Origin of the sequence: Aquimarina litoralis, assembly GCF_019295435.1 — a bacterium.
GTDB lineage: Bacteria > Bacteroidota > Bacteroidia > Flavobacteriales > Flavobacteriaceae > Aquimarina > Aquimarina litoralis_A.
The window spans coordinates 59,779-80,627 of record NZ_WEKL01000023.1 but is presented as its reverse complement, the minus strand read 5'-3'; the positions used below and the strand labels follow the sequence as shown (position 1 = coordinate 80,627).

Below are 20,849 nucleotides of genomic sequence, written 5' to 3'. Positions count from 1 at the left end.
CTTGGGATGTATGCTTTTTAGAAATAGGCAGGATTCAACCAACAATCAAAAAGCGAGATTTGCTTTACTAGATATTTACAAGTTCGAACAATACTTTTTTGGGCGTTTATCCTGATACTTCTTGGGATGAGCGCTTTCTTTTTTTGAGCCAATAATTAACTTTTTCTTCCACTTTTTTTGAGGTTTAGACGCAATAATAAATGGTTTAATTGTCTTACTTTTATAAATAATAAACCAGACTTTGATTAACATTCGTGTTAATTATTAACCAACAAATATATTATACGCGAAATACTCTTAAATCTAAATGTAAGATGTCACACCTATTACACGTCTAATCTGACTTTTCCGATATAGGTTACACTTTAAAAAGTTTTGGTTAAAACGGGATTGTTAGCACATGCAGTCCCGTTTTTCTATATAAAACTCTTATAAACTAAAAAATATTGTTATTCTTGCAGAATATGAATTTTATTCCAGATATCAATTTTCAACGAATCGCAATAAAGCTAAGACCAGCCGCCGAGAAAATGGTAAAAAAAGGGCATCCTTGGATTTTTGAAAATAGTATTATTAAACAAAGCGCTAAGGGTAATGCTGGGGATTTAGCTATCGTTTACGATAATAAGAAGAATAAAATATTGGCAATAGGATTATATGATCCATATTCACCTATTCGAATAAAACTGATTCAATATAAAAAAGCAGCTCAAATAAATAGTGACTGGTTTTTTACTAGAATTCAACAAGCATATCAGTTAAGAAAACCGTTACTGGAGACTGATACTGATAGTTATCGATTCATATTTGGTGAAAATGATCAGATGCCTGGTTTTATTTCGGATGTATATGATAATGTTTTAGTAATAAAATTGTATTCTCATATTTGGTTTCCTTACCTAAATTGGGTTATTCCACATTTAATAGAACAATCAGGATGTAAAACCGTGGTATTACGATTAAGTAGATCTTTACAAAATACTGGTGAAACGTATAATTTATATGATGGTCAAGTTATCTATGGAGATTTAAAAAATGAAGTTGTTGTATTTAAAGAACATGGTGTTCTTTTTTCTGCAAATGTTATAAAAGGGCATAAAACCGGATATTTTCTTGATCATCGACATAATCGAAAGAGAGTAGGGGAATTGGCAGAAAATAAAACGGTTCTAGATGTGTTTTCGTATGCTGGTGGTTTTTCGGTTCATGCTTTAGCAGGAAACGCAACTGAAGTTACCAGTTTAGATATTAGCAGGCATGCCTTAGAAATGGCAAAGGAAAACGCATTGTTAAATATACATTCTGGAAATCATACTATTATGGCGGTTGACGCTTTTGATGGTCTACAAACATTGATTTCTGACAAAAAGAAGTTTGATATTGTGGTGATTGATCCTCCATCTTTTGCGAAAAGAGAAAGTGAAATTTCAAAAGCAAACAATAGTTATGCAAGATTAGCAAGACTTGGAGCACAGTTGGTTGTAAAAAAAGGGATTCTGGTATTGGCATCTTGTTCCTCTAGAGTACAATCAGACGATTTTTTTCGAATCTGTGAAGAAAATATCTCCAATAGCGGAAGGATTTTTAAAGTGTTAGAAAAAACATTTCATGATATAGATCATCCAATTGCATTTCCAGAAGGAGCATATTTGAAATGTGGATATTATCGATTGAATTAGAAGATTGAAAACAATAAACTTGGCCGAGTATTTTAGAATTCATTAGTAAGCATTTCGACCAAGTTTGTTAGTATATTTAGTGTTTACCAAATACATGTACTTTTGCTCGTTTTCTAGAGAAATTTTTCGTGTCGTAGAAGAAAGTAATATCCCTAATAATTCTTTTATTACCTTTTAAATCAATAAGTCTGGTTGCTCCACCTTTAGCAAAATTCTTTTTTACTTTAATCTCTTGTTTATCCCCATTACCATATTGGACAACAACTCTATGCATATTTAGTGAGCCATTGGTAACCTTAATTTTTAATTTCTTAAATCTTCCATCTTTAGCAGTTACTTTAATAACATCTCTATCTATTTTGTAATTTACTGTTCTAGCTCCTAGATGTTCCCATTTAAGAGGCGTAATCGTAAAACTACTTCCTACTAAAAAGATAATAATTAAGAATGGTAATGCTATTTTTGAAGTTTTCATAGTATCAAATTTTAATGTTCAATGATAAGACTAGTTGAATTTTAAAAGGTTTAATTTAAAATCCCTTTTTTATAAAAAAGCTATGTACATCAAAGTACATAGCTTTTAGGTTTTAAGGTAATTAGCTGATTAATAGAGTATATTTAATGCTGTTCTGTCTGTATCAGTAAATTCTCCGTCTTCACTATTCCCAAAACAAGCTAGCATAATGGAATCGGCATTAGGAGAAGTTGGAGTACCAGGGATCCAAATTGCTGGTGGTTCTGCTGGTACAAGTCCTACATTTCCACAACTTTGACGGTTAAACCAGTCTTGGTGTCTTAGACCAATACAATGACCAATTTCATGTGTTATTATATGTTCATTTACGTTGGTACTAAAAGCTTCTGTTCCAGAATTAATTCTAATCCATGGATAAGGTTCTCCTAAAAAATTAGGAAACCCTGCACTTCCACCACCGTTTGGTTCGTTAATACGAAATACAACAATATCTGCAGCTCCTATATTGGCTCCAAATGAAAGATTGAAATTAAGACTGTTAGAAAGTGCATTATAGTTGTTTACAGCCCATCTAAGTGCAGTTTGCATTTTTGAAGTTAATCCTGCACTACCTCCAGTAAATCCAAGAATATTAATATTTCTGTTTGGAGAAGAAACAATATTGATATCACGATACTGCTTATTACCATTTTCTAACGATTCTAGTACTGCATAAGAATCTAACTGTGACATGGGTACCATAATGTCTCCGGAAACTAAGTAAGTGTCAGTTTTTCCATCAAGCATAGTAATTTGTTGAACAGAAACCTCTTCAATATTTATTCCCATGTTGTATAATTTGTCGAGTTGTTCTTTGGTAGGTTCCTGAACTATTTCCTGCACTTCTTCAGTGATCTCTTTTCGCTTACAAGAAAAAACAGTAAGTAAAATGACAGTACATAATGTTGAAAATCTGATAGTTTTCATAAAAATATATTTAGTTTAGTTATCTAATTGTTTATCATTTACATTACTATAATGGGGAATTATTTCAGGGAAACTCAACTATTTTTAAGGTATATGTAAAATAGTTAATTGGAAAAGGGGAAGAGTTTGTATGTTATTGATTCGATGGCAAATATATTTTTAAATGGCTCATAAAAAAAGGGGATTATAACCCAATTAAATAAGTTATAATCCCTTTTGCGAATTTTAAGTAAGACAGATAAGTTTATTCTACTTTAATATAATTCTCAGACTGTAAATAGTGCCCGTTTTCATCAATTGCAATTTGTTGGTATGATTTTTTATCCATAACCAATTCGAATTTAAAAACCTGTGTGGTGTCAACTATTTTCATCATTGGTCCAGAAGCATATTCTAATCTTTCTTCTAAAATATTACCTTTTATCGTATACGTACCATAACCAAACCATTCGTTGCTATCAGAAGGGTCAAATCGGGTCCACATTACTTTCCCTTTGCTATACATTTTTACCTGTCTATATCCATTAATATTGGTAATAGTATCAGAGATTTCATTCTGATCGTATAAAAATTGATGTTTTAGATCCCAAACACCTTCAAGATTGTAGGTTTCAATTAATTTATTAGAAGTATTATTATGAATTGTATTTGTGGAGAATAAGCCGAGTATAATTAAAAAGAAGAGTTTCATGATGGAGTAATTTAATGTTTGAACATCAATAAGTTACGAAAAAAACTCGACTTTTTTTAATTAAAAATGCACTAATAATATTGTTTAGAGAGAATTGTGAATAAGAATTTAATAACAAAAGCAGTCCACTAATAAAAGTACAGAAGTTAAAAGGTAAATTTGAGCAATGAATAAGAAATAGTGTAGTTTGTTTGATGATAAAACTATCTACTATTATCTAAAATAAGAACGTGATATGACGGAGTATGTTTTACTAACTGATGAACAAACCTATTTTGTTGAATATCTAATAGGTGAGTTAGTATTATCTAATAGTATAAGCGAAGCGATGAAATTTGATGACGAACATTTAGCTTTAAAATTCAAGAAAATGCTGCATAGTTCCTGTAAGCTAACAACAAGCGTGAATACGTATATTGAATAGTAGTAGGAATTTTATCATAGTTCAAGGATAGCATTATAATAACAAAGTACAAATAAAAAAAAGGGATGTTTTGAACATCCCTTTTTTATTAAATTACTTTAATTTCTTAGTTAGAAGATAACATCGCAAAGAATTTGTCAAGATTTGGTAATAAAACGATTCTTGTACGTCTGTTAATTGCCATATTCTCTTCAGAATCATTCTCTACTAATGGCTGATAGCTACTTCTTCCTGAGGCGATTAACTTAGCAGGATCTACATCATATTTGTTCTGTAATAATCTAGTAATCGAAGTTGCTCTTTTTACACTTAAATCCCAGTTATCCTCTAAAGCAGGAGTGCTAATTGTTCTAGGATCTGTATGTCCTTCAATCATAACATCAAGACTTGGCTCAGAATTAATTACTTGCGCAAGTTTTTCTAGGATATCATTAGCTTTATTACTTACTCTATAACTTCCACTGTTAAATAACATTTTATCAGATATAGAAATCATAACTACAGTATTATCGATATCAATAGAAATATCATCGTCTTCTTTCAAACTATCATCTAATGAACTTTTCAAATTATGAGAAACAGCAAGGTTCATTGAGTCTTGAAGAGTTCTAGCTCCTTGTAGTTTTTCAGGGCTAACTTGAGCTAGCGTTTCATTCATTTTCTTTTTGGTATTGTTAGAGATTACTGCAAGATCATCTACCATTACCATTTTTTCATTATTAGAATCTCTCAATGAGTTGATTTTTGCGTTGTAATCAGCGACTCTAGCTTCAATTTTTGCAAATTTAGACTCTAATTCCTCTTTTTCTACTGTAGTTTTTTGTAATGTACTACGCGTATTGTTTAGGTCTTGTTCTAAAGCCAAATACTTCTTCTTTGATACACAAGAGGTAGTCATCAAGGCTCCTGATAATGCGATTAGTGTGAATACTTTTTTCATGGTTATTTAATTAATCTTTTATGTTACCTAAAACTACTCGTTGTCTGTTTTATTATAATTTTACCTACTAAACTTTTCACATTAAAATCTTAAAAATTGTTAAAAAAATATTTATTTAAAAGTATCCCGTACCCTTTTTACGGTAAATATATCAAGGATTTTTTTTTAATATTTTGACTTTCATTGGTTTGTGTATTTTAACATTTTAAAAAATGAATACTTGTTATTATGTGAATAATTAATAATATTGTAACGCCTAAATCAAAATATCGTCTTACTACTAAATGCAATGCTTTGGATAAACTTTACTTTAAAATTTATAATTTTTAAAATTTATGTTCTTACATAAAGGAAGACTAACATTTTTAGTAATTCTAATCGGAATATCGACTTCTAGGTTATTAGCACAACAGTCCAAGCAAGATGAAACTAAAACACTACTGGATTTTAAAGAGTTAGTACTAGATGGGAAAATCACTTACTTACCTATATATAAGTTAAACAAACAGAACATTTATATTCAAGATACTGAGGAAGATGTTTTGGAAGAAGAGACTGTGACCAGTGTATATAATGAAAATTGGAATACCACTGTTTTTAATACCTTCATAAAAAAGAAATTTCAAAAACAACCTTTTTTATTACATTTTAAGGATTCGGTATTTTCTTCTCCTGTAGAACATAAAATGGTGGTTACTTCAAGATATGGATGGAGAAGAGGAAGAGCACATCAAGGTATTGATATTGATCTTCAAACTGGAGATAATGTTAAAGCTATGCTTAGTGGTAAAGTTAGATATGTAAGACGACATTCTGGTCATGGAAAAACTATTGTCATAAGACATGATAATGGCTTAGAAACAGTATATGCCCATCTTTCTAAGTATTTGGTCAAAGAAAATGATGTGGTAGAAAAAGGCCAGATAATTGGTAAAGGAGGAGTTTCAGGAAATGCCAGAGGAAGTCATTTACATCTAGAAGTTCGTTACGAAGGTAAAAGTATCCACCCAGAATATCTTTTTGATTTTTCAGAAAATACTAAAGTGAGATCTAAACAAATCGTGGTAACTAAAAAATGGATGACACCAAGATCTCATCGTTCTACCCGTAAAAGTAAGATTGTAGTTCAAAAAACATTAGAAAATGCAATTGATGAAACACCTACAAGAAGTATTTATATAGTTAAAAAAGGAGATACGCTATATGGTATCGCAAGAAAACACGATATCGCAGTATCAGAAATATGCAAAATCAACGAAATAAGACATAATTCGGTATTAAATATTGGACAAGAAATCGTTATTTACTAACAACTTAATTTGTTTAATTCTGAATATGCTTATGTATCATTTCCAACAAAATACTTTTATCGTAAGGTTTCAGTATATAATCATTTAAACCAGCTTGCATAATTTGCCTATTTAACTGAGTGACATCAACTGCTGTTAAAGCAATTATAGGAGTTTTAGGATCAAATTCTCGAATTCTTTTGGTAGTACCTATCCCGTTTAACTTAGGCATATTTATATCCATTAGGATAATGTCATAAGAATTATCCTTAGCAAGTTCTATAGCATCAAATCCATTGTCAATAGTAGTACATTCAAAATTTTCCTTGGATAAAATTTTGTTGGCGACTAACAAATTAAGTTTATTATCATCAACAATTAACGCTTTCTGCTTTTCGTTTCCAGAAATTTCATTACTCCCAGTATTTTTATGATTTACCGTTTCCAGATCTACAACAAAAGCATATTCGGATCCTGCTTGTGAATTATTCTGTAATATAATTTCTCCTTCAATAGATTTGGCTAATCTTTTTACAATTGTAGAATTAAGACCTGTTCCCAAGTAGGAATTCTTAACCTTTTCAATATCGATAAATTCTTGATAGATGGATCTTTCATCTTCTTTAGAAATCTCGTTTCCATCATGTTTAATTTTAAACGAAATATTATTGATACTCCCTTTTTTATGAATCAAATTAACAGAAAAAACAATATTTCCGTTTTTAGTGAATCGTAATGCATTACTAATTAGATTCATCAATATTTGCGACAGTATAGAAGAATTTCCAACTAATATTTCGGGTATTTCATCGTCAAATTCTAGATCTAAGGTATTACCACTATTCTCTGTAGCATAACTAAAAGAATTCACAATGTTTTGTGTAAGTTCCTTTAATTGAAATTGTTTTTTATCAAACTCTATAGTTTCTGAATCCAATATATTCACTTGTAAAACATTATTTATTAAGGTCAATAAATAATCACCTGAGAACTTAAGAGACTTAATATTTTTATTACCTTCTAATTCTGGATGTTCATTTGCAAGAATGTTAGTCAATCCCATAATACCATATAGAGGAGTTCTTAGTTCTTGACTTAGAGAAGAGATAAATTCTTGATTTTTTTGAACTTTAAGTTCCGTAGAGTTTTGTAAATCTTGTAATTCACTATTCTTATTTTTTAGTTTTTTGGATACTACAAAATATCGATAACCTAAAAAGATAACTACGGCTAATAGTAAAATTATTATAGGGGAATAATACATTGGATGTTTTTTTATAACAAAATAAGAGATATCGGATTTATCTTACAAATTTAACTCGTTGTTTTTTTCGTAAATCATCATTTTTTTCTGATTTAATTATGTTATCTATAGTTTGGTAGAGTTTTTGAATCTAATTTGTAGAAAAAAGTAAGGGATTAGTTATCTTTAACGACTATATACGATAAAGGAAGGATGAAGACGAAATCAACGGTTATATCTATATTATTTATAATGTTTGTGTGTTTTATGAACGCACAAATAGAGAAACCTATTTCATCTTTAAAAGTTGATGATAATAGTAAGTTAAACACAAGTACTTATAAGCTTACTCCTGGTTTAACTAAACCTAAAAATGACTTTTCTCTTTATAGTAGTTTAGAAGATTCTATAAGATTTAATAGAACACAAAAGCCTTTTGACATGACTGGGGATAATGGTCTTTTAAAACCAAATTTTAAAGTTGTTCCGAAATGGTTTCAAAAGGATAATGAAATAAAAGAAGAATACAAATCAGATCAGTACTTAGGAGATTTTAAAAGTAATTCTGAATTTGTTTATTTGATATATCGAGACCATCAATCTGTAGATGGTGATTTGGTGCGAATCTTTTTAAATGATGATGTTATAAGATCTAGTGTTTATTTAGATGCTACTTTTCAAGGTTTTCAAATTGATCTTATAAAAGGATTCAATAAAATTGATATTCAAGCACTTAATCAGGGAACTTCTGGACCTAACACTGCTGAATTTCAACTTCATGATGACCAGGGAAATGTTATTACCGCTAATGAATGGAATCTTACTACAGGTGTAAAAGCAACTTTGATTGTAGTCAAAGAATAAATAATCCTTAATCCATTCTTATTTTTCTTGTTGCTTATTAAGTAATTGTTTTTGAATTAACTATGTGCTATTTTTTGTAGTTTCTACAAAGGTTTTTTCATCGTTAGTATATTTTTTTGTCAAAAAATGTGATTTTTTGATAACATGGAATACTAATAATAAAAATTATAGTACAACATGAGTAAGGAAGAAGAATTTACTCACATTATAAAAGAAAATGAAGGTGTTATTTTTAAAATAACCACCGTGTATACTGATCACTCTGAAGATCAACAAGACCTATATCAGGAAATAGTTTATCAATTATGGAAAGCCTATGATAATTTTAGAGGAGATGCTAAGATCAGTACTTGGATGTATAGAGTGGCGCTAAATACAGCAATAACCAGATTAAAAAAAGAAAAAAGAAAAGGGAACAAGGTAGGAATTGATCAGGTTATACTAAAGCAAACAGAAAACTATGATACACTGTTCGAAGAAAGGTTGAAAGTTGTATATGCGCATATCAAAATGCTCAATGATTTAGAAAAGGGACTTATCCTTTTAGTTTTGGAAGGTAAAAAATATGAAGAGATAGCAACGATTACCGGATTGTCGGCTTCTAATGTAGGAACTAGAATATCAAGGATAAAACAAAAATTGAAAACGCAAATAATTAAAAAATAAATGGGGATGGAAATAGAAGAAATGCAAGCAGTATGGTCTGAAATTAGTGGCCAATTAGAAAAACAAAAAAAGTTAACCGATAAAATGATAATTATGATGACACAAGAACAATATAGAAGAAAATGGAATAAAATCGCTTACCCTGAAATATTAGGTACTATAATCTGTTACGGAATGGCAATACTAATTTTTGTCAAATTAAATACGTTGGAAACCTGGTATAATATAGCATTAGGAATAGCCTGTGCCTTAATATTGTTAATCTTACCTGTTTTATCCTTAAGATCTATCAGTAAGATGAGCGGAATTAATTTTTATGAGAACAGTTATAAGGATACCTTGATTACATATACCAAACACAAAAAACAGTTTCAGTCACTTCAAAAGGCATCTTATTATTTGAGTTTCTTATTAATTTTTTTAATTCTACCTGTTACTTCAAAGATAATAGGAGGGAAAGACTTATTTGTGAATATGAATTACCTATGGTCATTAGTTATTTTCATACCTTTTGGGATTCTATTTTTTGTGTTTTTTGCCAGATGGGTTAAAAAATGCTATAACAGAAACATAGAACAAGCAGAAAATATTCTAAAGGACCTACAAGAATAAAATGAAGATCTATAAAAAAGCAGTATTTTTTTAAATACTGCTTTTACAACTTAGTTAAATGAGTTTTAAGAAATCCATCCTTTATCTTTTGCCGATTTAGAAAACCATATCAGAGAAAACCCAAATATGACTATAATCACTGGCATGTAAACTCTCTGTCCCGTTAATTCAACAAAATCTTGAATAAAGAAATTATAATATTGCTGAGCAAAAACTGCCAACATAGAAATAATAAACAACAGTATTGCCCATTTTTTTCTTAGAAGTAATGCAATACATCCTAAAGTTCCTGAAAATACAGCTATAGCAAAAACTGCTGTTACCCAAGCGGGAAAATTATTGTAAAAATTTTGTTCTGATTGGGGCATTGCTTTGACCATTTCATCAGTCATGTAGGCTTGCGCCAAATAAGCTATAACTCCCATGATATTCCATATTAGCGCGAGAATACTAATTACCCAATACCATTTTGGTACTTTAGTTAATGTGTTCATAATTAATTGATAGTTAGATTGTTTATGTTGAAACAATTTAGACATTACCTATGTAAATCACAAATTTTCAAAATCTCTCAGGGAAAATAAAAAGTTATTTGTTTCACTACTTCTGAAAAGAGTAATAAGGTTTTTGTAAATTTAGAACCAACTAACTTTTTGATATATGATTCTCTTAAAACGATATAAAAGATTGAATAAACTAATATATTTATTGATTATAAGTATCTTTATTTTTTCTGCATCATCTTGTAAAAATAGGGATGATGTTTTTGATAAACACTTCGTGCATTCCGTGTATATTTGGCTTAAAAACCCTGATAATAAAGAAGATCGAAAAAAGTTCGAAGTAGCTCTAGATAAATTTTTGAAAACATCTAAGTATGCAAAAACTAATTTTGTAGGAATTCCAGCTGGAACTGATAGGGAAGTGGTAGATAATACCTATACATATGCTATCATAGTTACTTTCTCTTCTAAAGAAGAACAAGACTTATACCAAAAAGAAGACGCTCATCTTTTGTTTATAGAGGAGGCATCTTCCCTTTGGAATAAAGTACAGATATATGATACGATAAAAGTGGAATAATATGTTATCTGCCTTTCTGAATTATGGGTTCTGATCTAGATATGATCCTAGATTACTAAGAGTATCATCCCAGAATTTTTCGTAGAATTTAAGCCATTTGCTAATTTCTAATAAAGGTGTAGCATCTGCTGTACAAAAACGCTCTCTGCCCTTACTACTAATTTGTATTAAACCTGCATTTTCTAAGGTTTTTAAATGTTTAGTAACTCCTTGTCTGCTAATATCAAATTGACTGGAAACCTGAGTAATAGGAAGCGCTGTGGCTGCAATTACCAAGGCATGAAATATTTCACGCCTTGTAGGATCTGCAATTGCTTTTAATATTTCTGTTATTTTATCCTGCATGAACTTCTTGTTTTAAGTAATTGGAAAGTCCATCTATACAGTTATCCCATCCACCACTAAAATTATTAAACATTTCAATGGCTGTTGTACCAGAATAGTTAGAAATTCCAGAATGTTCTAATAGTAATTTCGTTCCGTCTGTAGTTTCTTCAAGCTCCCATTTTACGGTAGTCTCAACATTAGTTCCTTTAATGATCCAAGTATAAACTAGGGTGTAAGGGTCTGCCTTTTGAATAACTCCTATAATAGGTTCGCAGTGTTCTTTGTCTGGAGAATTGAAGGTGTATTGATAACCAACTTCGGCTTTGAAATCAGCAGGGAGAAACCAATTAGATATTTCATTTTGTTGAGTGATAGCATTCCAAACTCTACTTATGGAATGATTAAAAAACTGTTCTTTTTTGATTTGATCTTTCATGAATTTTGTTTTATGATTAATAAAATGCAACTATATGGTTGCAAATATAATGATTTTATACAAATACGCAACTATAAGGTTGCTTATTTGTATAAAATCACTTTGTGAAGTTAGGTTTGAAAGTATTTTATGTTTTAGTATCTAACTGATTTTATTAATTTAACAGTTTATTTTTTACTCTCTTTTTTTAATTGAAATCTCCGATGGAAAATTATAGCCTTTTACCATTTTTTTRAATACCTCTTGTTTTTTGATATAAATATAGAATAAGAACATTAGTACTCGATTATATATAATATTGTCTTAGTGCATGATAGTATATGTGCAGAAGTCAGTTATATTCTGCAAAATGAACAAATTTTTGAGTTATTACACCAAACTATTACAAGTCAAAAATTTGGTGCTGGAGTTTTATTTGGAACAGGTTTTTATATAGTACAAAACCATAAAGTAAAAAAATAATGGTATTTACATTTCGAAATTTATAAGAATCAGATTTTGATAAGGTTACTTGTGATAATTTGGTTCAGTATTTAGAAACTAAGTAAAATATATTCAAGATCAGGTTTTATTCATCAGCCACTTGGTTGTACCATTTTGCAATAGTATTTTCAGCAGGCTTAAAGCGTGGAGAGAAGTCTAAATTAGTAGGAGCGTTTTCTTTTTTGGTTTGGGTATTCCATTGCCAGATATAAGTACCTGCAAACCAATTTTTATCCCAAAATTCTTCATAAAGAGCTTGATAAGCAAGTTGCTGTGTTTTATCTGATTTCTGTTTGGATAAAATGCTAAGTGAAGATCCCCATTCCCAAGGTTTTATGGTACCAGATGATTCACTTTTATACCCAATTTCTGTGAATAGAATAGGTTTACCATGTTTTTTTGATAGGTTAGATAGCATAGTAGTATGTTTCTTCCAACCTTGTTTAATTTGTTGTAAATCTGGGTTTGGTTTATTAGTTAATGGAAAATATGCCTGTATACCAATATAATCCATTTCATTCCAAAATTCGACAAAATCATACTCACCATCCCAATTTGCTGCATAGGTAAGCTTTCCGTGATAAAGGGTTTTTATTTCCTGTACTAGTAAAAGCCATTTTTTTGGTTGTTTTTCTAAAGAGCTTCGTAGTTCAGTTCCAATACAAAATAACTCTACATCGGTTTCTGCGGCCATTCTTGCATAGTGCAACATATTTTTACGATAAGACTCAAACCAAATATCCCAATTTTCATGGTTAGTATGCTTTACATTGGATCTCCAACCAGAACCTAACCAAAGATGGGGCTTCAACATTACGTGTATTTTTTTTTCTCTAAGAGCGGAAATAGTTTTGATATGAAGACTATCTCTTCGCGACCATTTGCCAAACTCTCTTGGAGTACGCATTTCCAAAGATTCCTCATTTTCTTGATCTAAAAAAGGTATTACGGCCACCCATTCTGTATTCGTTTTTATAAGATCATCAATAGCTGAAAAATCTCTATTAAACCAACCAAATACACTCATACCACGATGTTTTCCATCAATTTGATATAAGTCATTAGAAATTCCTGTTCTGTTTTCAACTGTTTGAATCCAATTGTACTCAAAATGCTCAAAGCTATTTTTGAAAACTAGTAATTTATAAATACCAAAAATGAGCAATACGGGCATTAAAAATCGTAATGATAACTGCTTAGACATAATTTTAAAGCCTCTTTTTCTATAGGTTCTTAAAAAGTATCTTACTACTAAAAAGATTAGGTATAATAAAACGAAGAAAATATGTATTGCTACTGCAAAGTTTGTACTGGTTAATGCTTTTCCAAAAAAGCTCAAAGATTCTGAAAAAGAAAGTCCTTGACTCATAGCTCCAATTAAGACAAGCACTAGACTAAGAAGCCAAGAGAATATATATACTATGAAAGCTGGAAAAAACTCTTTTTTCATTTCTATTAGAACATGGTAGTAATATTAGAAGAATTTTGAGAGTAAATGTTACAAATAATTGATTAAAATATATGTTAATAGGTTATTTAGATATCAAAGGATAGGATACTTCTACTTTCGTAAAGGATACTATTTGGTTGTATTTGTTTCTAACTTATACCCAACACCATGGATATTTACAATTTTTACATCCGAATTGTTATCCAACTTTTTACGAAGTTTGGAAATAAACATGTCTAGACTTCTTCCGACAATTACACCATTATCTTCCCAAACCTTTTTAATAAGTTCCTCTCTTTTAATAATTTCATTCGGATGATTTGCAAAAATGCTTAATAGCTCACATTCTTTAGCTGTTAATCCAATTTCTTTTCCATCTTTCATTAATTTCTGTTGATTAGGAAAAAACAAAAAACTTCCTAAAACCATATGATCAGTAATAACTTGCGTTCGTTGTTCTTTTGATTTTTGTTTAAAAAAAGTCAAACTATATATAAAAATTAGAAACAATAATAAGAAAGAGAATGTGTAGATGTTACCAAAGCTTCCATAGAGTGGAGCTGCTTCTGTTTCTAGCATAATAACTTTAATAGTATAACAATTTTCAGGTAAATTTCTACCTATACATGAAATCTTACTTTCTTCAAGAGGTCCTAACATTTCATAACTATAAGAAACCTCATTTGTTTTACAATTTACCAATTCTGTAATGTAATTATTCGGTAATCCTATAGTGGTAAGTTCGGTATCCATGAATTGTACTAAATCCTCAGGATTAATTGCAATTTCTTTTTGAAAAGATAATTCAAATACTTGATCTGATATTTCTCTAACAGGTAACACTAAGGAAGTAGTATCATTATTCTTTAACAATAATTGATTGCCAACTGACCTTAACGCCACTTTTACCTTTTCAGGATAAAAGGAAATTTGTTTCGCAGAAAAACTATAAATAGATAAACAACCTATTATAAGTATCAGGATAACAGTAATTATTTTGATGTTATTTCTCATAAGTTGAATGTCTTATTTAGAATTTAAGTAAAATTTACAATTGAGATACACTTTTTTACAATTCATTTAGCCATACAATATAGCTCCTAAACTACTTTAGCTCAAAGAAATTAAAATAAAGATATCTATGAAAACTAAAGTAAGAATTCAAGGGTATACATCGATTAACAAAATTGTTAAAATATATGTAATTGCTCTTGTGTCAAGTTCCATTTTTGCTTGTTCTCCAAAAACTGATTTTATAACTACTGATTCTGGATTAAGATATAAAATCATTAAAAATGGGAATGGTCCAAAAGTAATAAGTGGTCAAGAGGTATTAATTCATGAAACAACAAAATACCCAAATGATTCTTTGGTTTATACGTCAAGAAACAGACCAAATCCTTTAAAAATTTTAGTTGGCGGAAACCAAGTTATTAAAGGAGTAGATGAAGGATTACTTGGTATGCAAAAAGGAGAAATTAGAAAATTAATCGTTCCGCCTGCGTTAAGTAAAAGAACTGGAAATATTACTTTTCCTCATCCTGATTCTATATTACACTACGATATTGAACTCATAGACATTGTCGATAAAAATAAAGTACTACCCAAAAGTGATACAAGTGTTTTAAAAATAGATCTTGAAGCAAGTACATTGCGATGGGAAGGGTTTAATAAGCTCCATACAGGTGGTCATTATGGTACAGTTAAGTTTTATAGCGGAGAATTTTATCAAAAAAAAGAAAAAGTAGTAGGAGGAGAGTTCATTGTAAACATGGAAACCATAGCCAATATAGATGGTGGATATAATGAAGGATTGGTGGATCATTTAAAGAATGAAGATTTTTTTGATACCAACAAATACCCTATTGCAAGGCTTTACATACAAAATGTATCCTATAAAAATGAATCTGATGCAATCATTAAAGCCGATTTAATGATTAAAGATATAACACAACCTATTGAATTTGATGCTACTATTTCTGAAGTTGAAGGAAAAATACAATTTCAAACCAAATTTTCGATAGATAGAACCATCTGGGGAATAACGCATGCTTCGGGGAGTATTTTTGGCGGTGTAGCGGATAATCTGTTATCTGATGAAGTACAATTTGAAGTCACTATTTTAACAGAATAAAATCACCTAAATACAATTCTATCTGTAATTACTTACAACTTGTGAAAAAATCAAGGCATATTTTATGATAAATAATCTGCATAAATCCATAAAAGGAGTTAGTTTTGCAGCCCTAGAAATAAGAAAATATGTCGGATTCAACTACAGAGTTTCAAGAAAAGAAAACAGGTAAGGATTTATATAGTTACCAGAAAGGAGCAATAAATAAGATCTTTAAATGCTTTGAAGATGCTAGAGAAGATTACCATTTATTATATCAATTACCAACCGGTGGTGGTAAAACAGTTATTTTTTCTGAAATTGTTAGACAATATCTAAAGCATCATAATAAAAAGGTACTTGTTATGACGCACCGAATAGAATTATGTAAGCAAACATCTAGTATGCTTACCGGTTTTGGTGTAGTCAATAAAGTAGTTGATAGTAAGGCGAACTTGGATGACCAAAGTAATTATAGCTGCTTTGTAGCAATGGTAGAGACCTTAAATAACAGGTTGAATGAAGATAAATTAGATATTTCGGATATAGGACTAGTAATTATTGATGAAGCTCACTATAATTCATTTACTAAACTTTTTAAGTTTTTTGAAAGATCTTTTATTTTAGGAGTAACAGCTACGCCTCTAAGTTCTAATATCAAGTTACCAATGAAAGATAACTATGATGAACTAATTGTAGGGGAAACCATAGAATCACTTATTGAAAATGAATTTTTGGCTAGGGCAGAGGTATTTGCCTATAATATGGGACTTACATCATTAGAGGTAGGATCCAACGGTGATTATACTGTTAAATCTTCAGAAGATTTATATACAAATAGCTCCATGCTTAGTCAATTACTGCAGTCATATGAAAAGCATTCTAAGGGTAAGAAAACGTTGATCTTTAATAATGGAATTAATACTTCTTTGCATGTATATGATACCTTTAGATCTGCTGGTTATGCAATTGCACATTTAGACAATACTGCTACAAAAAAACAACGAAAGCAAATTTTACAGTGGTTTAAAGAAACTCCTGATGCTATTCTAACGTCAGTAAGTATCTTAACCACTGGTTTTGATGAGCCTACTGTAGATACCATTATATTGAATCGAGCTACAAAATCACTAACATTATATTATCAAATGATTGGTAGAGGATCTCGTATCTTAAAAAATAAATCTACTTTTAATGTAATCGATCTTGGAAATAATTACCATCGTTTTGGTCCTTGGGGTGCAGACTTAGATTGGCAAAAAATATTCAATTCGCCTGATTACTATATGGATAGGCTTCTTAATGATGAAGAAATTGAAAGTAAGTTTAAGCATGAAATGCCCGAAGAGCTGAGAGCTGAATTTGCTAACTCAGAAGAAGTTTATTTTGATATAAAAGAAACCTATAAAGATTCTGTTAGAAAAGGAGAATCTTCTAAAGTGGTTTTGGAGAGGTCAATAGCACAGCATGCCAAAATATGTATAGAGAATAGTGAAGATGTATATGATGCTTTGGCTTTAGCAAAAATGTTAGGAGATGATATTGATCACAGAATTCAAAGCTATGCTAAATGTATCAGTAGGAGTACACATAATTTTTTATCATGGTTGAAAGATGACTATCGAAAAAAATTGAATGCCTATTTACGAGAAAATTTTGATACCAAGTTTGAGGAAATACATGGTAGACCTCCAGAATAATTAAGAATCATTAAATTTCCAGGCAACGAATCGACTTTGCTTATTTCCTTGTGACATTTTTATGGTTTTATGAGTAGCGTCTAATTTTTGCAATTGCTTGTGTATTTTAGGAAGATTATCTTTTTTGGAAACCAAAGAGGTAAACCAACCTACTTGTTTTTTAAAATTTATACTTTGTTTGATCATTCGTTTGATAAACAAAGCTTCACCACCATTGCACCACAATTCGTTAGCTTGTCCACCAAAATTTAGATCTTTAGATTTAATCCTAAGATTTGTTAATTTCTTTAATGTGCCTTTCATGGCATCTTTTTCAGAAGCATGAAATGGTGGGTTACATATGGTGAAATCGTAATATTCATTTGGTCTAAGGATATTCTGAAAAATAAAAGCATTATCCGTTTGATGTCTAATTTCAATATTATTTTCTAAACCAGGATTTAGTGCAATATTGTTTTTAGCACTAGCAATAGCGGTTTCATTAATATCAGTTCCAACCATTTTCCAATTATAAATCTGAGAGGCAAGTATAGAGTAAATACAGTTAGCTCCAACACCGATATCTAAACCAACAATTTGTTTAGTACTATTTTTTTGTTGTAATAAATCTGCTATATGATGTATATAATCTGCTCTTCCTGGAATAGGAGGACATAGATAACCTTCAGGGATATCCCAATGTTTAAGTTCATAATGATATATGAGAATAGACCTGTTTAGTTCTAATACAGCTCTAGCATCTGAAAAGTCAATACTAAGATTTCCTTGTGGATTATGTTTTACATATTTTGAAAGCTCTTTATTAGCTTCACAAAGCTTGTCAAAATTATAAGGTGAATGATGTTTGTTTTTAGAATGCAATGTAAAGGTGGTTATGTTAAAAATGAATATAGTAATAATATTTTTAAAGTTATTAATGATAATTACAAGTATTATACAATAAAACGAATTGATTTTATACTGTCAGAATTAAAAAAACGACGATAATTTCAATCATTTTTAGATGCAAATCTGTAATTATGTATGCTTTTTGGAGGGAAAATTGAAGTTTTAGTAGGTGAAATACGTACTTGTTTCGATGAAATACACATTAATATCGTTGAAATACAATGTTAAATTTGTTAAAGTTTGCATTTTAACGTGTTAAAATCATTTTTAAGTCACTGTAATGAGTGATTTATTTAAACTGTAAGCCTATTATGGTTAAACCGTAATGCTAAAATTTTAACATTTAAGTGTTAAAATCCCAAACCCTTTTGTTTACTTGCCCTATGGTATAAAACCCTATTAAAAACAACATTTTTTATTTAACAATTAAATTTTGTTAAAAAATCAATTAACAAATTACTAATCAACTAGTTTGTAAATACATACAGGGGAAAATACCCCCTTTTGAATTTACTTTATTTTCTATCTTTGAATCGATCGATCGACACAATTATTGTCACACAAATTATAAACAGTTTTATTGTATTATGAGCAAATACTAATAAAATCTTGATTAAGGCTTATTTATAAAGAGGGAAATCTCTCTTATTAAAACTAAATAGGTTAGGTAAGTTAAAACTTACATACCGTAACAATTTAGTATATCAATAAACAACAACAACGAGCCATGAGATTTTTAAGAATATTAGTAGTGTTATCGATTTTTGCATCCTGTACAACCGAAGATGATTATGTTCCATATCAAGTAGAACAAGTTTTTTCAGATAATTTAGAAAAAACAATTAAGGTTGATATTATTTATGTACAACCATCAAATAAAGCGAGCAAAGTTTCATATGGATTAAATGAAACGCATTTTATAGATAATTTGAATGGAAGTTTTTTTCATAGGTATGGAATTGGATTAGAAATGGGAGACATTAAGACACTAAATAACGACGAATTATATGATTTGAAAGATAACAGAGGACAAGAAGCTAGTGTGTTTTTGCAACAAACACAGGATTCTTATAGAGAAGATAGAATTAGCGTATATGTTATGAAACGATCAAATACTATTGCAATTGCAGGTATAGGAAAGGATAAAAGAGCATTGATTACAGATGAGTTTCTATATACATCAACAGCTCCTCATGAGATAGGTCATGCATTAGGATTGCATCATTATCACGAAGAAGGGAATATAATGAGTCAGATTAGACCATACTTAAGAAAAGATTTTACAGATGAACAAATAGCAGTGTTAAAAGAGACTTTAGAAAAAATTGAGAACTAAATTTAGGTATAACAATCTTAAACAACAACAACAACGACAACAACATGCCCCAACCAAGGCCCCATTTCTTTCGAACTAGTCCCTTTAGTGAATGTGAATCATTCCTAGCATTATTGCTTAGATAAAGTGATTTTGTTTAAAAATAAATCAAACAGATTGTATTGTTTTTCAATCTGTTTGATTTAAAAAAAAAGAAATAATAAAGTTATACTATAAAATTTTTAGATAATCTCGACTTAAAAATCTGTGTTTACCGGTAGTAATACTACATTTATTCAATTACAAAAAACACCCTAACATAAGGGTGTTTTTTTATTTCAAAACTGAATCACCTTTTAGTTTTTAGTTCTTGTAGCTTTAAAAGTCTTAAATAAAATACCTTTATATGCTCTTATAAAACAGGTGTTCTTATTTTCGGATTCGATCCAAACTTTTACATCATAGGTTTTTCCGCTATCTGCGTTGTAAATAGTTCCTCCAGTAAGTTCACCTTTTTCATATTTCAAATTAGTAAGAATGTCCATTCCTAACAAAGAACGATTTCTCAAGGCTGGATCAGGATTCTTATTATCTAAACCATTAAAATTTGATATGGGATTCTCTGCGCGTTTATTGATTTTGCCAGCAAACACATCACCTTCTTTATAAATTTCTATGATAGATCCTCCTTCAATTTGCCAGGTTCCAATATATGTTTCAGGAGTAACGGGTTGAGTAAATAAATATATGATAAAGAGGAAGAACAAAAATCTCATTAATCGATAATATAATAGGTCGTTTAGTTGTCCTAATATAAGTATAAAAGTTGAATTCGAATTTTTAGTAAGCTAATCAGATAAAAATGAGAGACATAAGAAGCTTCATCTCATAAAGTTTATAGAATGAATAAAAAGAAATGATCTATAGATTCTAAGGTCTATTTTTTCTTATCAATATCGATGATATCCTTTATTTCCACTTCCATATAGTCTGCTATTTTTTGAAGTCTTTCAAAATCCTTAGCAAGATTTTTACGCTTTACCACATAATCCCCTGCTTGTGGGCTTACTCCTAATGTTTTGGAAATACCGTATACCGTTTTAGCTCCTTTACTTTTTTTCAGAAGCCTTTTCAAATTCTTATTTATCATAATTCAAACATACAGTTATTTTTTTAATATTCAAATAAAATTTTATTAAAAAAAT

23 protein-coding genes are annotated in these 20,849 nt (G+C 29.8%); 10 read left to right on the top strand and 13 right to left on the bottom strand.

What is annotated here, in order from left to right; translation table 11 throughout:
* Positions 1-464: 464 nt before the first annotated feature.
* Positions 465-1,679 carry a class I SAM-dependent rRNA methyltransferase gene (locus GBO31_RS13540; protein WP_219008893.1) on the top strand — a complete coding sequence of 405 codons (1,215 nt, stop codon included), beginning with the start codon at positions 465-467 and terminating at the stop codon, positions 1,677-1,679.
* 76 nt (positions 1,680-1,755) lie between these two features.
* Here the strand turns inward: GBO31_RS13540 and GBO31_RS13535 are convergent, their stop codons facing one another.
* The 3 genes from GBO31_RS13535 to GBO31_RS13525 all read right to left on the bottom strand — a co-directional run bounded on the left by GBO31_RS13535 (position 1,756) and on the right by GBO31_RS13525 (position 3,811).
* Positions 1,756-2,154 carry a DUF2541 family protein gene (locus tag GBO31_RS13535; RefSeq protein ID WP_219008892.1) on the bottom strand — a complete coding sequence of 133 codons (399 nt, stop codon included), beginning with the start codon at positions 2,152-2,154 and terminating at the stop codon, positions 1,756-1,758.
* Positions 2,155-2,283: 129 nt separating this feature from the next.
* The gene (locus GBO31_RS13530) at positions 2,284-3,120 is read right to left on the bottom strand and encodes a M57 family metalloprotease (RefSeq protein WP_219008891.1); all 837 of its coding nucleotides are present in this window, start codon (positions 3,118-3,120) and stop codon (positions 2,284-2,286) included.
* Positions 3,121-3,364: 244 nt separating this feature from the next.
* Complete coding sequence (locus tag GBO31_RS13525) at positions 3,365-3,811, bottom strand: hypothetical protein (protein ID WP_219008890.1); 447 nt, start codon at positions 3,809-3,811, stop codon at positions 3,365-3,367.
* 235 nt (positions 3,812-4,046) lie between these two features.
* On the opposite strand from GBO31_RS13525, the gene GBO31_RS13520 reads away from it, so the two are divergent.
* Complete coding sequence (locus tag GBO31_RS13520; protein ID WP_219008889.1) at positions 4,047-4,235, top strand: hypothetical protein; 189 nt, start codon at positions 4,047-4,049, stop codon at positions 4,233-4,235.
* A 106-nt stretch (positions 4,236-4,341) separates the two neighbouring features.
* Here GBO31_RS13520 and GBO31_RS13515 read toward each other — a convergent pair whose 3' ends face one another.
* Positions 4,342-5,175 carry an OmpA/MotB family protein gene (locus tag GBO31_RS13515; RefSeq protein WP_219008888.1) on the bottom strand — a complete coding sequence of 278 codons (834 nt, stop codon included), beginning with the start codon at positions 5,173-5,175 and terminating at the stop codon, positions 4,342-4,344.
* A gap of 335 nt (positions 5,176-5,510) precedes the next feature.
* Here GBO31_RS13515 and GBO31_RS13510 point away from each other — a divergent pair, with 335 nt between their 5' ends.
* Positions 5,511-6,485, top strand: coding sequence for a peptidoglycan DD-metalloendopeptidase family protein (locus GBO31_RS13510; protein WP_219008887.1), 975 nt, complete (start codon positions 5,511-5,513; stop codon positions 6,483-6,485).
* 13 nt (positions 6,486-6,498) lie between these two features.
* Here GBO31_RS13510 and GBO31_RS13505 read toward each other — a convergent pair whose 3' ends face one another.
* Complete coding sequence (locus GBO31_RS13505; protein ID WP_219008886.1) at positions 6,499-7,728, bottom strand: response regulator; 1,230 nt, start codon at positions 7,726-7,728, stop codon at positions 6,499-6,501.
* Positions 7,729-7,974: 246 nt separating this feature from the next.
* On the opposite strand from GBO31_RS13505, the gene GBO31_RS13500 reads away from it, so the two are divergent.
* The 3 genes from GBO31_RS13500 to GBO31_RS13490 all read left to right on the top strand — a co-directional run bounded on the left by GBO31_RS13500 (position 7,975) and on the right by GBO31_RS13490 (position 9,849).
* On the top strand, positions 7,975-8,571 hold the full coding sequence (locus tag GBO31_RS13500) for a hypothetical protein (RefSeq protein ID WP_219008885.1): 597 nt from the start codon (positions 7,975-7,977) through the stop codon (positions 8,569-8,571).
* Between the two features lie 177 nt (positions 8,572-8,748).
* The gene (locus GBO31_RS13495) at positions 8,749-9,237 is read left to right on the top strand and encodes an RNA polymerase sigma factor (RefSeq protein WP_219008884.1); all 489 of its coding nucleotides are present in this window, start codon (positions 8,749-8,751) and stop codon (positions 9,235-9,237) included.
* Between the two features lie 6 nt (positions 9,238-9,243).
* A complete protein-coding gene (locus GBO31_RS13490; RefSeq protein ID WP_219008883.1) occupies positions 9,244-9,849 on the top strand; it encodes a hypothetical protein in 606 nt (201 codons plus the stop codon).
* Between the two features lie 65 nt (positions 9,850-9,914).
* Here GBO31_RS13490 and GBO31_RS13485 read toward each other — a convergent pair whose 3' ends face one another.
* Complete coding sequence (locus GBO31_RS13485; RefSeq protein WP_219008882.1) at positions 9,915-10,343, bottom strand: hypothetical protein; 429 nt, start codon at positions 10,341-10,343, stop codon at positions 9,915-9,917.
* A 193-nt stretch (positions 10,344-10,536) separates the two neighbouring features.
* On the opposite strand from GBO31_RS13485, the gene GBO31_RS13480 reads away from it, so the two are divergent.
* Complete coding sequence (locus GBO31_RS13480; RefSeq protein WP_246615869.1) at positions 10,537-10,932, top strand: Dabb family protein; 396 nt, start codon at positions 10,537-10,539, stop codon at positions 10,930-10,932.
* 21 nt (positions 10,933-10,953) lie between these two features.
* Here GBO31_RS13480 and GBO31_RS13475 read toward each other — a convergent pair whose 3' ends face one another.
* The 4 genes from GBO31_RS13475 to GBO31_RS13460 form a co-directional block, all read right to left on the bottom strand.
* Positions 10,954-11,277, bottom strand: coding sequence for an ArsR/SmtB family transcription factor (locus tag GBO31_RS13475; protein ID WP_219008880.1), 324 nt, complete (start codon positions 11,275-11,277; stop codon positions 10,954-10,956).
* Positions 11,267-11,695, bottom strand: coding sequence for an SRPBCC family protein (locus GBO31_RS13470; RefSeq protein WP_219008879.1), 429 nt, complete (start codon positions 11,693-11,695; stop codon positions 11,267-11,269). Before GBO31_RS13470 ends, GBO31_RS13475 begins: the two co-directional genes overlap by 11 nt.
* A 568-nt stretch (positions 11,696-12,263) precedes the next feature.
* Positions 12,264-13,628, bottom strand: a complete 1,365-nt coding sequence (locus GBO31_RS13465) for a glycoside hydrolase family 113 (RefSeq protein ID WP_219008878.1) — start codon at positions 13,626-13,628, stop codon at positions 12,264-12,266.
* 129 nt (positions 13,629-13,757) lie between these two features.
* Positions 13,758-14,642: a winged helix-turn-helix domain-containing protein gene (locus GBO31_RS13460; RefSeq protein ID WP_219008877.1), complete on the bottom strand. Its 885-nt coding sequence runs from the start codon at positions 14,640-14,642 to the stop codon at positions 13,758-13,760.
* 127 nt (positions 14,643-14,769) lie between these two features.
* Between GBO31_RS13460 and GBO31_RS13455 the strand changes: the two genes are divergently transcribed.
* Positions 14,770-15,762, top strand: coding sequence for a YceI family protein (locus tag GBO31_RS13455; RefSeq protein WP_219008876.1), 993 nt, complete (start codon positions 14,770-14,772; stop codon positions 15,760-15,762).
* 128 nt (positions 15,763-15,890) lie between these two features.
* Positions 15,891-17,441 carry a DEAD/DEAH box helicase gene (locus GBO31_RS13450; RefSeq protein ID WP_219008875.1) on the top strand — a complete coding sequence of 517 codons (1,551 nt, stop codon included), beginning with the start codon at positions 15,891-15,893 and terminating at the stop codon, positions 17,439-17,441.
* Here GBO31_RS13450 and rlmF read toward each other — a convergent pair whose 3' ends face one another.
* A complete protein-coding gene (rlmF, locus tag GBO31_RS13445; protein WP_219008874.1) occupies positions 17,442-18,302 on the bottom strand; it encodes a 23S rRNA (adenine(1618)-N(6))-methyltransferase RlmF in 861 nt (286 codons plus the stop codon). It lies immediately after the preceding gene.
* A gap of 754 nt (positions 18,303-19,056) precedes the next feature.
* Here rlmF and GBO31_RS13440 point away from each other — a divergent pair.
* Positions 19,057-19,665: a matrixin family metalloprotease gene (locus tag GBO31_RS13440; protein WP_219008873.1), complete on the top strand. Its 609-nt coding sequence runs from the start codon at positions 19,057-19,059 to the stop codon at positions 19,663-19,665.
* A 335-nt stretch (positions 19,666-20,000) separates the two neighbouring features.
* Here GBO31_RS13440 and GBO31_RS13435 read toward each other — a convergent pair whose 3' ends face one another.
* Both GBO31_RS13435 and GBO31_RS13430 read right to left on the bottom strand, forming a co-directional pair.
* On the bottom strand, positions 20,001-20,420 hold the full coding sequence (locus GBO31_RS13435; RefSeq protein ID WP_219008872.1) for a DUF2147 domain-containing protein: 420 nt from the start codon (positions 20,418-20,420) through the stop codon (positions 20,001-20,003).
* Between the two features lie 161 nt (positions 20,421-20,581).
* Positions 20,582-20,794, bottom strand: coding sequence for a hypothetical protein (locus GBO31_RS13430; RefSeq protein ID WP_219008871.1), 213 nt, complete (start codon positions 20,792-20,794; stop codon positions 20,582-20,584).
* Between the last annotated feature and the right edge of the window lie 55 nt (positions 20,795-20,849).